This window comes from Sulfitobacter sp. 1A10359 (assembly GCF_043558145.1).
Lineage (GTDB): Bacteria > Pseudomonadota > Alphaproteobacteria > Rhodobacterales > Rhodobacteraceae > Sulfitobacter > Sulfitobacter faviae.
In genome coordinates, this window is the sequence record NZ_JBIFGB010000001.1 from 384,853 (window position 1) to 396,258 (window position 11,406).

Annotated in this window: 9 protein-coding genes and 1 tRNA gene; 4 read left to right on the forward strand and 6 right to left on the reverse strand. The window is 62.3% G+C overall.

Going from position 1 to position 11,406, the window contains the following annotated elements; genetic code table 11:
- Positions 1 to 3 precede the first annotated feature (3 nt).
- The 6 genes from ACGYK2_RS01950 to pdxH all read right to left on the reverse strand — a co-directional run bounded on the left by ACGYK2_RS01950 (position 4) and on the right by pdxH (position 6,654).
- Entirely contained in the window at positions 4 to 342 is a 339-nt protein-coding gene (locus ACGYK2_RS01950; protein ID WP_271687144.1) for a hypothetical protein, read from the reverse strand.
- 166 nt (positions 343 to 508) lie between these two features.
- The gene (locus ACGYK2_RS01955) at positions 509 to 4,153 is read right to left on the reverse strand and encodes a vitamin B12-dependent ribonucleotide reductase (RefSeq protein ID WP_271687143.1); all 3,645 of its coding nucleotides are present in this window, start codon (positions 4,151 to 4,153) and stop codon (positions 509 to 511) included.
- A 694-nt stretch (positions 4,154 to 4,847) separates the two neighbouring features.
- Positions 4,848 to 4,924, reverse strand: a tRNA-Pro gene (locus ACGYK2_RS01960).
- Between the two features lie 77 nt (positions 4,925 to 5,001).
- Positions 5,002 to 5,460: a DUF192 domain-containing protein gene (locus tag ACGYK2_RS01965; RefSeq protein WP_271689962.1), complete on the reverse strand. Its 459-nt coding sequence runs from the start codon at positions 5,458 to 5,460 to the stop codon at positions 5,002 to 5,004.
- Positions 5,461 to 5,483: 23 nt separating this feature from the next.
- Positions 5,484 to 6,029 (reverse strand): cold shock domain-containing protein, encoded by a 546-nt coding sequence (locus ACGYK2_RS01970; protein ID WP_197470812.1) that lies wholly within the window; start codon positions 6,027 to 6,029, stop codon positions 5,484 to 5,486.
- Between the two features lie 19 nt (positions 6,030 to 6,048).
- The gene (gene pdxH / locus ACGYK2_RS01975; protein WP_271687142.1) at positions 6,049 to 6,654 is read right to left on the reverse strand and encodes a pyridoxamine 5'-phosphate oxidase; all 606 of its coding nucleotides are present in this window, start codon (positions 6,652 to 6,654) and stop codon (positions 6,049 to 6,051) included.
- Between the two features lie 248 nt (positions 6,655 to 6,902).
- Between pdxH and fabI the strand changes: the two genes are divergently transcribed.
- From fabI to ACGYK2_RS01995, 4 genes are read left to right on the forward strand one after another with little or no spacing between them, the layout of a single operon-like run.
- Positions 6,903 to 7,709 carry an enoyl-ACP reductase FabI gene (gene fabI, locus ACGYK2_RS01980; RefSeq protein ID WP_067261594.1) on the forward strand — a complete coding sequence of 269 codons (807 nt, stop codon included), beginning with the start codon at positions 6,903 to 6,905 and terminating at the stop codon, positions 7,707 to 7,709.
- Between the two features lie 54 nt (positions 7,710 to 7,763).
- Positions 7,764 to 8,297 (forward strand): xanthine phosphoribosyltransferase, encoded by a 534-nt coding sequence (gene gpt / locus ACGYK2_RS01985; RefSeq protein WP_067261592.1) that lies wholly within the window; start codon positions 7,764 to 7,766, stop codon positions 8,295 to 8,297.
- A gap of 46 nt (positions 8,298 to 8,343) precedes the next feature.
- Positions 8,344 to 9,525: an aminotransferase gene (locus ACGYK2_RS01990; RefSeq protein WP_271687140.1), complete on the forward strand. Its 1,182-nt coding sequence runs from the start codon at positions 8,344 to 8,346 to the stop codon at positions 9,523 to 9,525.
- A 30-nt stretch (positions 9,526 to 9,555) separates the two neighbouring features.
- Positions 9,556 to 11,400 carry a peptidyl-prolyl cis-trans isomerase gene (locus tag ACGYK2_RS01995; RefSeq protein ID WP_271687139.1) on the forward strand — a complete coding sequence of 615 codons (1,845 nt, stop codon included), beginning with the start codon at positions 9,556 to 9,558 and terminating at the stop codon, positions 11,398 to 11,400.
- Positions 11,401 to 11,406 lie beyond the last annotated feature (6 nt).

An 11,406-nucleotide genomic window follows, 5' to 3' on the forward strand; every position in this document is an offset into this window, starting at 1 on the left:
TCCTCACCCCGTGGCCCAAGCCAATTCGCCCACCATCATGTTGCAGGCCTGCTGCGGGGTCGAGAAAGCGACCTGCATATCAAAGGCCATGCGCACATCCGCCCGCGCCTTGGCGATGGTGGCATCCGTCGCCCCAAGCCGCCGCGCGGTGGCAATATTCTGGTTCGCGTCATGCCGCAGCTTGCGCACGCTTTCATAGCCGCCCGCAAAACCCGCACATTGTTTCGCCGTCAACTCCGCCGCCGCCGCTTTGCGCGCCGCGGCCTCCATCGGTGAGGCCGGAGGCTCCACACAGCCCGCCAGCGATCCGGTGAGAAATCCCAATATAACAAGACGTTTCATCAAATTCTCCCTTTCATGACCTTGATAGGGAGAGACTGGTTTAATTTTGGTTAACGCAGTTTTGACGAGGACGCGGAAATTAACGCTTTGGTAGAGCTACACGCCGACTTCGTCGGGGCGGGCCTTTTGGCCCTGCCCCTGCGCGCCCCTTTCGGGATACATCTTATCAGCTACAGCCCGAAGTGCCGCCGCAGGTGTTGCACTTCATGCAGGTGCCGTTGCGAACCAATGTGTAGTTGCCACATTCACCACAGGCTTCGCCCTCATAGCCCTGCATCTTGGCCTTGGCCCGCGCATCGAGACTTACCGCGCCGGTCGCGGCCGGAGCTGCGGGCTGCACCGCGACCGCCATATCGCCATTGCTGACTTGGGCTGCGTAGGCGGAGCTTGTTTCGACGTTTTGCCCGCCTTGCAGCACAACCAACTCTTGCGGCAGCCGGTTGCGCAGATAGCCGGTGGAGCTGATTTGCTTCAGCACTTCCAACGATTTATTCGCGGCCCCTTCGCTCAACTCGCTGACGTTCGAGAGGTTCTCTTCCTCGCCCCGGCCCAGATCGTCAAAGGTCGCGCCCTCGGGCTTCACATGCGCCAGATCGGTGCGGTCGAGGTAGCTCACCGCCAATTCACGGAACACATAGTCGAGGATCGAGGTCGCCTGTTTGATGCTGTCGTTGCCCTGCACCATGCCCGCCGGTTCGAACTTGGTGAAGGTGAAGGCGTCAACGAATTCCTCCAGCGGCACGCCGTATTGCAGACCGACCGAGACCGCGATGGCGAAGTTGTTCATCATCGCCCGGAAGCCCGCGCCTTCCTTGTGCATGTCGATGAAGATCTCGCCCAGCTTGCCGTCCTCATATTCGCCGGTGCGCAGATAAACTTTGTGACCGCCCACGTTGGCCTTCTGGGTATAGCCCTTGCGGCGCTGCGGCATCTTCTCGCGGTGCGACTTGATGATCTCCTTGACGATCACCTTCTCGACGATCTTTTCGGCCAACACGGCGGCTTTCTCATGGGTGTTGCCGCTTTCCAGCGTCTCGGCGGCGTCTTCGTCGTCCTCCACGAGGGCCGCGGCCAGTGGTTGGCTCAGTTTCGAACCATCGCGATAGAGCGCGTTGGCCTTGATCCCCAAGGACCAGCTGAGTTCATAAGCCTTCTGGCAATCCTCGATCGTCGCGTCATTGGGCATGTTGATCGTCTTAGAGATCGCCCCCGAGATGAAGCTCTGCGCCGCCGCCATCATGTGGATGTGGCTGTTGACCGAGAGATAGCGTTTGCCCTTCTTGCCGCAGGGGTTGGCGCAGTCGAAGATGCCGTAATGCGCCTCGCGCAGATGCGGCGCGCCTTCGAGCGTCATGGTCCCGCAGACGTGGTCATTGGCCGCTTCGATATCGGCCTTGCTGAAACCGAGGGAGCGGAGCAGATCAAAGGTCGGGTCGTTCAGCTTTTCGGTCGGAATGCCCAGCACCTGCGTGCAGAAAGCTTCGCCCAACGTCCATTGGTTGAAGACAAAGCGGATGTCGAAGGCCTGCTTTAGCGCGGCGTCGATCTTGGCCAATTCATTGGCGCCAAAGCCGTGCCCTGCCAGCGTGGTGTGGTTGATCGCGGGCGCATTGCCGATGGTGCCGTGGCCGACGGCGTAGCTGACGATCTCTTCGATCTGGGCCGACCCGTAGCCGAGCTTTTCCAGCGCGGCAGGCACGGATTGGTTGATGATCTTGAAGTATCCACCCCCGGCGAGCTTCTTGAACTTCACCAGCGCGAAGTCGGGCTCGATGCCGGTGGTATCGCAGTCCATCACCAGACCGATGGTGCCGGTGGGCGCGATGACGGAGGTCTGCGCGTTGCGGTAGCCATGGGCTTCGCCCAGTTTCAGCGCCTCGTCCCAGCAGGATTTGGCGATGTCGACCAGCCCCGCCTGCGGGCAGTTGGCGTGATCCAGCGGGACCGGCTTGACCGACAGCTGCTCATAGCCGTCGGCCTTGCCATGGGCCGCGGTGCGGTGGTTGCGGATGATGCGGAGCATGTGTTCGGCGTTCTTGGCATAGCCCGGGAAAGCGCCTAATTCGCCCGCCATCTCGGCGGAGGTCGCATAGGCGACGCCGGTCATGATCGCGGTCAGGGCACCGCCCAAAGCGCGGCCTTCGTCGCTGTCATAGGAATAGCCCATGTTCATCAGCAAGCCCCCGATATTGGCATAGCCCAGACCCAGCGTGCGGAAGTCATAAGACCGCTGCGCGATTTCCTTGGAGGGGAACTGCGCCATCATCACGCTGATTTCCAGTGTCACGGTCCACAGGCGCGAGGCGTGCATGTAGTCCTCGACCTGAAAGACACCGTCCTTGAGGAAGGTCAGCAGGTTCATCGAAGCCAGATTGCAGGCCGTGTCGTCGAGGAACATGTACTCCGAACAGGGGTTCGAGCCGCGGATCGCGCCGTCTTCGGGACAGGTGTGCCAGTCGTTCACGGTGTCGTGGTATTGGATGCCCGGATCGGCGCAGGCCCAAGCGGCGTGGCCGACCTGATCCCAGAGGTCACGGGCGCGGACGGTCTTAACAACCCGGTTCTCGGTGCGGCTGATCAGCTCCCAGTCGGCATCCTTCTCCACGGCCTTCAGAAAGGCGTTGGTGACGCGGATCGAGTTGTTGGAGTTCTGGCCGGAGACGGAGTTGTAGGCCTCAGAATCCCAGTCGGTGTCATAGGTCGGGAACTCGATGCCGGTGTGGCCCTGCTTGGCGTAGTCCAGCACGCGCTTGACGTAGGTCTCGGGGATCGCGACCTTCTTGGCCTCGCGGATCGCCTGTTTCAGCGCGGCGTTCTTGGCGGGGTCATAGGCATCCGCCTCGGCCCCGTCCCATGTCTTGATCGCGTCGAACAAAAGGTTGAGCTTCTGCTCGTGCATCTTGGAGCCGGCGACGATGGAGGCCACCTTCTGCTCTTCGAGCACCTTCCAGTTGATGAAATCCTCGATATCGGGGTGGTCGGCGTCGACGATCACCATCTTGGCCGCCCGGCGGGTGGTGCCGCCGGATTTGATGGCGCCGGCTGCACGGTCCCCGATCTTGAGGAACCCCATCAAACCCGACGACTTGCCGCCGCCCGACAGCTTCTCGCCCTCTCCACGGAGCGATGAAAAGTTGGTGCCCGTGCCCGAGCCGTATTTGAACAGACGCGCCTCGCGGACCCAAAGGTCCATGATGCCGCCATCGCCCACCAGATCGTCGCCGACGGACTGGATAAAGCAGGCATGCGGCTGCGGGTGCTCATAAGAGGATTTCGACCGGGTCAGTTTGCCAGTCTTGTAGTCGACGTAGTAATGCCCCTGCGCCGGACCGTCGATGCCATAGGCCCAGTGCAGACCGGTGTTGAACCACTGCGGGCTGTTGGGGGCCGCGCGCTGGCTGGCGAGCATGTGGCGCATCTCGTCGTAATAGGCGCGGGCGTCTTCCTCGGTGGTGAAATAGCCGCCCTTCCAGCCCCAATAGGCCCAAGCGCCCGCCAGACGGTCGAAGACCTGCTTGGAGGAAGTCTCACCGCCCATCTCGGCACCCTCGGCGGGCTCGGAGCGCCACAGGAACTCGGGCACGTCCTTTTCCTTGACCTTGCGGGTCTTGCTGGGCACGCCTGCCTTGCGGAAATACTTCTGAGCGATCACGTCGCTGGCGACCTGGCTCCAGGATTTGGGCACTTCGACGTTGTCGAGCTTGAACACCACCGAACCGTCAGGGTTGCGGATCTCTGACACCGTGGTGACAAAGTCCAAATCCGCATAGGCATCCTGCCCGGCCTTGGTGAAATTCCGTTCAATCTTCATCGTCGCTGCCCTTTTTCAAACTCTCAAAATCCTGAGCCGACATGCCCACGGCAGGCCGTCTCACCCCTATTGCTGGCAGTTTGAACAAAGCTTCCCCGCGCCACCTGCTGACGCAAGCGGCCCGAAAACGATTAAAACGCTGGTTCTATACTCTGTCCCCGCCGCCGAAGCGCCCCGTTGCGTTAACCACAACATATTGTGGCGCTTTACTTGACCCCCACAAACTGACGTAGATCGCACTAATTGGTCAACGGTTTTTTTCGGAATTATTTCGGGGCGGGTAGTTGACCGAAGCCCCCCGATTTGCCCCGCGCCCTACCCCAGTGATTCAGCCTCAGGATATCCCCAAAGATACCCGCAAGCCCGATTGGTGGGCGGCTTTGAAATAATCCATTGCCGGGGCCGGGTTAGCGGAGGTGTTTGAGAGATTGGTTGAATTCATCCACAGCCCAAGACCACCCGCCGGGCGACAGGCCGCCGCAAGTGAACCCTGTGCCACGATCACCCGGCCCAAGCCCCCTGCCCCATGTCCGCGTCAAGAACCGCGGCAGAATCATCACGATCTTGGCGCGCACAGGCGCAAACCTGCCAATACGGCGGCGGTAGCTACTATATCTTGTGCAGAATGAGGATAGAACAACGGGCGCGCCTCAACCAAAGCGGGAAGCGCTACATCAGCGATGTTAGAAGAAAGTGGTCGGAGCGAGAGGATTCGAACCTCCGACCCCCTGTACCCAAAACAGGTGCGCTACCAGGCTGCGCCACGCTCCGACTGGGGCTTCTTTAGCCATAAGCCCGCCAATTGAAAAGCCCCGATTGACCTTAAAATCGGAAAATCCGCGAAGTCTTTAGCAGGGCCAAGCCGGAGCGTTGCTGGCAAAGGCCGGATGGCGGATTTCGCTGCCTTCGGTGATGCCGAGGCGTTTTGACAAGCCGCCGTTAATCTCCAGCACCGACAGCAGATCGTCGCCGCCCGGGATCGGTGTTTCGTCAAGCGGTTTGGCGGAGTGATGAATCTTCTGCACCACACCCCTTTCGTCGATGAACAGCAAGTCCAGCGGGATCAACGTGTTGCGCATCCAGAAATTCAGGGGCTGAGGTCTTTCGTAGATAAAGAGCATGCCCGCGCTCAGCGGCAGCGAACGGCGGTGCATCAGCCCCTTGGCGCGTTCCGCCGTGTCATCGGCCACTTCGACAGAGAAGCGGGCCTTCCCCCACTCCCCGCGGAGCGTCACAGAATCGATACGGCAAACCTCGGCCACCGCCGCGCCGGTCAGCAGCAGGCCAGCCAGTGCCGCCCCTGACATATACCTTGCCAGTCGCCCGACCTTTAGCCGTCTATCACCGCGTCCCATGAGCTTACCTCCGCCGCCAGATGGCCCCGATCGCCAACAATCACACGCATGGCAAGTGCTTCGCCCGGTTGCAAATCACAAAGTCCGGATTGGCGCAGCACGTCGATATGCAAAAACACATCTTCCGCGCAGCCAAAGACATTTGCAAACCCGAATCCCTTGGCCTTGTCGAACCATTTGACACGGGCGGGCTCAAACTCGGCGGTGGCCAGCTGCTCAGGGTCGAAACCGGCGAATTCCACCACGGCGGCGGGCAATTCACTGGGCGCCTCTACGGAAAGCACTTCGACCGCCTGCGCCCCGCGCTCGGTCTGTTGGACGCGCACCGCCACCCGCGCTCCATCCGCGACAGAGCTTTGGCCGTAATTGCGCAGGACATTGACGTGCAGCAGGATGTCCGCCCCGCCCGCATCCGCAACGACAAAGCCGAAGCCCTTGACCGGGTCGAACCATTTGACCACGCCTTCGAGAGGGTCATCTATCGCCGCTGGTTCCGCTTGGGTTTCAGACACATCTTTCATGGGGTATCGCGCCGTCAGATCAGGGGTTGAGCCGGGTCACGGCCCAGGGTGCCGCGACATCTGCGCGCCGCCATTGGAAACGGTCATGCAGGCGAAACTCGCCATCGGCCCAGAATTCGATTTCCAGCGGGGTGATCCGGTAGCCGCCCCAGAACGGGGGACGCTCAGGGTTCACCCCCTTCTGCGCGGTCACCTTGGCCACCTCGGCCATCAGCGCACCTCGGCCCGAGAGCGGCTGCGATTGGCGCGAGGCCCAAGCCCCCAGACGGCTTTTGAGCGAGCGCGAGGCGTAATAGGCATCGGCCTGCGGCCCGTCCTCTCGGCTGATCAAGCCGCGCACCCGCAGCTGGCGGCGCAGGGATTTCCAATGCATGACAAAGGCCGCCTTGCCCGCGACGTCAAGTTCCTGCGCCTTCTGGCTTTCGTAATTGGTATAAAAGACAAAAGCCTCCGGCTCGATCTCTTTTAGCAGCACCATGCGGGCGTTGGGCAGCCCTTGCGAATCTACCGTGCTGAGCGCGATGGCATTGGGATCATTAGGCTCGGTCGCCTCTGCTTCGGAAAGCCAACGCTGCGCAATTGCAAAGGGATCATCCCCCGCAAAAATACCAGTCCGCGTCTCCATTCGGCATCTCCTTCAGAGTGCTTTGCCTGTCACCGGTTCTACGCCGGGGTCCGATCTCTTCGGTATGGCATTTGTTAACAATCGGCAACTCAAAGGACAACCTCACCCGATTTCCGACAGTTAGCCGCCGATCTTATGGCAATTCTCGGGGGTGAAGGCGCCTGTGCAGTCTTGATGGTAGCGCTGCAATCGCCTAGACCAAGACAACCTCAACGGAACATAGACAAAAACATAGACAAGGCGGCGGAATGGGAAACGAACTGATGCAGGGCAAGCGCGGGCTCATCATGGGGCTGGCGAATGACAAATCCATCGCATGGGGCGTGGCCAAGGCACTGGCCGATGCGGGGGCGGAGCTTGCTTTTTCCTACCAAGGCGAAGCGCTGAAGAAACGCGTAGGCCCGCTGGCCGAGCAGCTTGGCAGCGACATCGTTCTGCCCTGCGACGTGGGCGATGAAGCGTCGATTGATGCGTTGTTCGAGAGCCTGAAAGAACGCTGGGGTGAGTTGGATTTCATCGTGCACGCCATCGGCTTTTCCGACAAGGGCGAGCTGCGCGGCCGCTATGTTGACACCAGCCGCGGCAATTTCGCCATGTCGATGGACATCTCCGTCTACTCCTTCACCGCCGTGATGCAGCGCGCCGAGAAGATGATGTCGCCCGGGGCAAGCGCGCTGACGCTCACCTACTACGGCGCCGAGAAGGTGATGCCGCATTACAATGTCATGGGCGTGGCCAAGGCGGCGCTGGAAGCGAGCGTAAAATACCTCGCCGAAGATCTGGGCAAGGACGGCATCCGCGTCAACGCGATCTCGGCGGGGCCGATCAAGACGCTGGCGGCTTCCGGCATCGGCGACTTCCGCTACATCATGAAATGGAACGAGTATAACTCGCCCCTGCGCCGCAACGTCACCACCGAGGACGTGGGCAAGGCCGCGCTGTTCCTGCTGTCGGATCTGGGCAGCGGCACCACGGGCGAGAACCTGCATGTGGACGCGGGCTATCACGTCGTCGGCATGAAGGCGGTTGACGCGCCCGACATGTCCAAGGAATAAGCCGCCCAAATTAATTCGCGCGGGTGCCCGCGCCAGCTGCTGCAAAGGACCACCATGACCAAATCCAAGGACGCCTCGCGCCTGCCCCATGAAAAGGGCTTTCACATCTCCTGGGATCAGATCCACCGCGACAGCCGCGCGCTGGCCTGGCGGCTGGATGGTCTGGGCCCCGACGATGGCGCTTGGCGTGCGGTGGTGGCGATCACCCGCGGCGGCATGGCGCCCGCGATGATCGTCGCGCGCGAACTCGACATCCGCACCGTCGATACGATCTCGGTCATGTCGTACCACTCGGGCGGCGGCGCCGCCGACCAACGCCGCGAGGCGAAGGTGTTGAAATCCCCCGATGCCGAGATGATGGGCGACGGCACTGGCATCCTGATCGTCGATGACCTCGTCGACAGCGGCAAGACCATCGAACTGGTGCGCGAACTTTACCCCCAGGCCCATTTCGCCACCGTCTATGCCAAGCCCGAGGGCGAGCCGCAGGTCGATACTTTCATCACCGGCGTAAGTCAGGACACATGGATTTTCTTCCCGTGGGACATGGCCCTGCAATACGTCGAACCCTACCGCGGCAAGGACTGACCGGCCCCGCGCCACCTGCCCTGCCTCTATCTGACCGGATACCCCCATGACGCTTCCGCGCACCGCCACCACTTTCTTTCCTCCGGTGATGGAGGCGCGGCGTTGGCTCGACGGGGTCGACTTCCCGCCCGACCGACCGCTGATCAATGTCAGCCAAGCCGCGCCCGTCGATCCGCCCCCCGAAGGGCTGCGCCGGGCGATGGCCGAGGTCACGCTGAACAACGATGAGGCGCATCTCTACGGGCCGGTGCTGGGCCTGCCGGAGCTGCGCGCCGAACTGGCGCGGCAGACGGCAGAGAAATACGCGGGCGTGGTGACCGACGAACAGGTCTGCATCACCTCCGGCTGCAACCAGGCTTTCGCCGCCGCCATCGCCACGCTCTGCGGCGAGGGTGACGAGGTCATCATCCCGACGCCCTGGTACTTCAATCACAAGATGTGGCTTGACATGAGCGGCGTCACCGCGGTGCCACTGCCCGTCGAGGCCGACATGCTGCCCGACCCCGAGAAGGCCGGGGCATCCATCACCCCGCGCACCCGTGCCATCGCGCTGGTCACGCCGAACAATCCCGGCGGCGTGGAGTATCCCGCCGCCCTCGTCCAGGAATTCTTCGAACTGGCCCGCCGCCACGGCATCGCGTTTATCCTTGACGAGACCTACCGCGATTTTCACAGCCGCCCCGGCCCGCCACACGCGCTGTTCCGCGACCCCGATTGGCATGACACGCTCATCCACCTCTATTCCTTCTCCAAGGCCTACCGCCTGACCGGCCACCGCGTCGGCGCGCTGATCGCCAGCCGCGCACGGCTGGCCGAGGTCGAGAAATTCCTCGACACTGTCGCCATCTGCCCCGCGCAGATCGGCCAGCACGGCGCGCTTTGGGGGATGCAGAACCTCAGCGCATGGCTTGCCGAAGAACGCGAGGAAATCCTCGCCCGCCGCGCCGCCATTGCCGACCTGATGCCCCGGCTTGAACCGCTGGGCTGGGAGCTTCTGGGGCTGGGTGGCTACTTCGCCTATATGCGCCAGCCTTTCAGCGTCTCTTCGGCTGATCTGGCGCGCGATCTGGTGCGCGACGCTGGCGTGCTCTGCCTGCCCGGCACGATGTTCCAGCCCGAGGGCGACGCCCGCGGCGAAAGCCAGCTGCGCATCGCCTTTGCCAACCTCGACGCCGCCGGTCTGAAGGTGCTTTTCGACAGGCTTGCAGCCCTGCCACGCAACGCATAGACAGGTCCGAAATCAACGAGGGACCGTGTCATGGCCAAAAAGGGCTTCAGCTTTTCGAAAACCGCCGTCTGGGCCTTGATGGCCCTTTTGATCTTGGGTCTGGGCGGCTTTGGCGCGATCAACCTCAGTGGCAATCTGCGCAGCATCGGCACCGTCGGCGACAAGTCGATCTCGGTCGATCAATATGCCCGCCAGTTGCAGCAGGAAATCCGCGCGATCGAAGCGCAAACGGGGGAGAGCCTGCCCTTCGCCCGCGCCCAAGAGATGGGGCTAGACCGCGCCGTGCTGCAACGGATCGTGCGCAACCGCGCGTTGGACCACGAAGCCGACGAAATGGGCATCTCCATCGGTGACGCCACCCTGCGCGATGAGATCGTGGCAATCTCGGCCTTCCAAGGGATCGACGGCAACTTTGACCGCGAAGGCTATCGCTTTGCCCTTCAGCAAAGCGGGATGAGCGAGGCCGAGTTCGAACGCTCGATCCGCGAAGAAGCCGCGCGTGGCCTGCTCCAACGCGCCATTCTGGGCGGCGTCTCAATGCCCGACACCTATGCCCGCACCCTGGTCGACTATGTCGCCGAAGAGCGCAGCTTCACTTGGGCCCGGCTGAGCGAGGATGACCTCGACGCGCCCCTGCCCGCCGCCACCGAAGACGAATTGCGCGCCTATTACGACGCCAACACCGACGACTTCATGCTGCCCGCCAGCAAAAGCATCACCTACGCTTGGCTCGCTCCCGAAGACCTGCTGGACGAAGTCGAAGTGCCCGAAGAAGAGCTGCGGGCCGAATATGACGCCCGCAGCGACGAATACGACCAGCCCGAGCGGCGTTTGGTCGAACGTCTGGTCTTTGCCGATCAGGAGGCCGCAGACCGCGCCGCCGCAGCGCTTGAGGTCGACGGCACCACTTTCGAGGCGCTGGTCGAAGAGCGCGGCCTGGCCTTGGCGGATGTCGATCTCGGCGATGTCGCGAAATCCGACCTTGATGATGCAGGCGATGCGGTCTTTGCCGCCGAAAGCGGTGATATCGTAGGCCCGCTGGCCAGCTCGCTCGGGCCGGCCCTGTTCCGCGTAAACGCCATCCTCCCCGCGCAGCATGTGCCTTTCGAAGAGGCCCGTGACGTGCTGGAAGAGACCCTCGCCATCTCCCGCGCCACCCGTGCCGTCGAAGCCCGCGCGCAAGAGATTGACGACCAGCTTGCCGGGGGTGCCACGCTCGAAGACTTGGCCAAAGAGACCAAGATGCGCCTTGGCACCATCGACTGGACCCAAGACAGCAGCGAGGGCATCGCCGCCTATGGTGCCTTCCGCGAGGCCGCAGCGGGGCTGAGCGCGAATGACTTCCCGCAGATCGATCAACTCGAAGACGGCGGCATCTTTGCCATGCGGCTGGATGAGACCAAAGAGGCGCGTCCCGAACCTTTCGAAGAGGCCCGCGACGCCGTTGAGACCGCATGGCGCAACGCCCAAATTGTCGAGGCGCTGACCGAAAAGGCCGAGAGCCTGACCGAGACGCTGGCCGAAGAAGGGGGTTTTGAGGCCGCCGGTCTTTCGCCTCAGCTTGGCGAAGGCCTGACCCGCAGCTCCTATGTCGACGGCACGCCCGACGACTTCATGGATCAGGTCTTTGACCTCGACGAAGGCGGTGTGGCCGTCCTGCCTGCGGGCGATAGCGTCGTGGTTCTGCGCCTTGATGCCGTGACACCGGCGGGCGAAGACGACCAGACCCAAGCGCTGATGGACCGCCTTTCGCAGCAGTTGGATCAGGCGCTGGCCCAAGGTCTTTTCGATATCTACAGCAATGCCGTCATGCGCGACGCCGATCCCCAGATCGACCAGCGCGCGATCAATGCCGTGCATGTGAACTTTCCCTGATAGGCA